This is a genomic window from Ruegeria sp. F5 (genome assembly GCF_056533845.1).
Genome location: NZ_JBQFOU010000058.1, coordinates 1 through 2,568, shown reverse-complemented (window position 1 = coordinate 2,568; position 2,568 = coordinate 1). Strand labels below are relative to the sequence as shown.

The window sequence follows — 2,568 nt, the reverse complement described above, 5'->3', positions numbered from 1 at the left end:
CTTTCCTGAAGGTTTTTCGATGCGGGCCGGGGTGCGAAGATGCCGCCAGGAGCTGCGTGCGGCCCGCGTTGACAAACCTCGGAAGGAGGAAGCCGCGGGGGTCTGGGATCAAACTATGGGGAAAGAGCGCTGACAGGTGAGGCTTCCGTTGCCTTGGGCGGGCGGTTGGCTGTGTTGATTGCACTTAATGCGGTTGTTTTCTGCAACCCTGGTCGCAGGCATTTCACCGAGTGAGTGTGCAGGTTGCGATCCACGTCGCCATTTTGGATGACGGCCGCAGGCGATTTCGACCGATCATCCAGAGATAACGGGCTGATGTTGTGTTGGCTGAACAGGCATCGTGTCATGCGGCCTTCTCCCTTGGTGGCGCGCGCGACATCGGTATCTGGCCGCGCCGGAAGATCTCGATGATGCGCATGGGACCGCCGCAGCAGGGGCATGGCTCGCGTAAAGCGAGAGGGATGATCTCTGCATCGGCTTGTGGCTCTTTTTGCGGCAGTTCTGCTCCAAGCAGGTTGCGGATCTCCGCGAGGTTTGTCTTGCGCCGTGCCGATGCAAGCAGGCCATAATGCCGGATGCGATGGAACCCGTCAGGGAGAACATGGATCAGGAAGCGGCGGATGAATTCGGGTGTGGCCAAGCGCATGACCTTTTGGCGGCCATTGCGTTTGATCCTGTAGTCCTTCCAGCGGAACGCGACGGTTTCTGCATCGGCGCTGACCAGTCGATGGTTCGAGATTGCGACCCGATGTGTGTATCGGCTCAGATATGCCAGCACGGCCTCAGGCCCGCCGAACGGAGGTTTGGCATAGACCACCCAGTCGGTTTTGCGGAACGGGGCGAGCCACTTGGCGAATGCATTTGCCTGCGCCAAGTGATTGAGGTCGCCGAAGAATGCAAGCTGGCCTGCACGGTGCAACTCGATCAGCCCCTCCAGGAACAAGCGGCGGAACAGCCGTGCCAATACGCGCACATGCAGAAAGAACCCCGGTCTGCAGGCGATCCACCTCGTGCCGTCCGGTGACAAACCACCACCCGGGACGATCATGTGTATGTGGGGATGATGCGTGAGCGCCGATCCCCAGGTGTGCAACACGCTGGTCATGCCGACCTTCGCCCCGAGGCGCTTGGGATCGGCGGCGATAGTCATCACTGCTTCGGCTGATGCGCGGAATAACAGACCGTAGACCGCCTTCTGGTTCCAGTAGGCGATGCGGGCGATCTCAGCAGGCATCGTGAAGACCACATGGAAATACTCGACCGGTAACAGGTCCTCGGAGCGCGCTGCCATCCAATCGCGCGCAGCAGGTCCCTGGCACTTCGGGCAGTGCCGGTTCTTGCAGGAGTTATAGGCGATGTGATGGTGGCCGCATTTGGTGCATCCCGCCACATGCCCGCCGAGCGCCTCGGTCCGGCAGGCTTCAATCGCCGACATCACCTTGAGTTGGCCGAGACTGACATGCCCGGCATTGGCCTGCCGATACGCAGGCCCGTAGTTCCGAAAGATATCTGCGATCTCCAGCCTTGGGCGCCGCAAGCGCCCGAGCCGCTACTCCAATCCCCGCCTGACGGTATGATCCTGGAGCTTCTCCAGCATCTCGTACGGGCTGACGGTACCGCGAATGGTTTTGGTCGCAACATGCGTGTAGCGCGCTGTCGTGCTGAGTTTGGAATGACCCAAAAGCACTTGGATCACCCGCACGTCGGTTCCAGCCTCAAGCAGATGCGTGGCGAAGCTGTGGCGCAACGTATGCAGCGTGGCGGGTTTGTTGATCCCAGCCATATGTTTGGCCGAAGTGAACGCGCGGTTCAACTGGCGTGGCGACAAAGCCATGATTTTGGGTTTGCCCGGAAACAACCATCCCTCTGGCCGCGCCTCGCGCCAATAATCGCGCAGCAGATCAAGCAAGGCGGGTGATAGCATAGCTTTGCGGTCTTTGTCGTTCTTGCCCTCATCCACATGGATCAACATCCGGTCGCTATCGATGTCGGAGACCTTGAGATTGCAGACCTCAGATGCGCGTAAGCCAGCGCCATAGCTGATCCCCAAGGCCGCGCGATACTTCAGCCCTGGTCCGGGAACCGCCGCCAATAGGTCGCCAACCTCCTCGACGCTCAAAACAACCGGCAGCTTCTTCGCCTTGCGCCGGAACTGCATGTACCGCTTCATCTCTTCACGCCCACAGGTCATACCGAAGAAGAACCGTAGTGACACGATCCTCGCGTTGAATACGCCGGTCGAGACCCCGCTATCGGTCATGTGAAGCTGATAGGCCCGCAACTCGTCCGGTGTCGTCGTATCGGGTGAGCGCCCGATGAACTCGGCCAAATACCTGACCGCCCTGATATGGCCTTGCTGAGTCTTCGGTGACATTCCACGAATGCGCATATCTTCTATCATCCGCGCACGCAGCGGGCTCATCTTCTCCTCTGTCATTGGAACCTCCTGTCATCAGATTGAGAAACCCCAATCGTCAAACAGGTCAGCAAGATCACAAAATATGCGCCATCAGGATCGGCTCATAACGCCAGCCATAAGCGCCATTGCCGCGATAGCGGCTTCGTCCT

At 59.3% G+C, this 2,568-nt stretch carries 2 protein-coding genes; both read right to left on the bottom strand.

Annotated features, from left to right (window positions below):
- Positions 1-343: 343 nt before the first annotated feature.
- On the bottom strand, positions 344-1,537 hold the full coding sequence (locus ACR0K1_RS25455) for an IS91 family transposase (RefSeq protein WP_170745616.1): 1,194 nt from the start codon (positions 1,535-1,537) through the stop codon (positions 344-346).
- 12 nt (positions 1,538-1,549) lie between these two features.
- Positions 1,550-2,437 (bottom strand): site-specific integrase, encoded by an 888-nt coding sequence (locus tag ACR0K1_RS25450; RefSeq protein ID WP_170745615.1) that lies wholly within the window; start codon positions 2,435-2,437, stop codon positions 1,550-1,552.
- Between the last annotated feature and the right edge of the window lie 131 nt (positions 2,438-2,568).

Coding starts and splice junctions, on each gene's coding strand:
- ACR0K1_RS25450 (WP_170745615.1), bottom strand. CDS start 2,437: ATGACAGAGGAGAAGATGAGCCCGCTGCGTGCGCGGATGATAGAAGAT.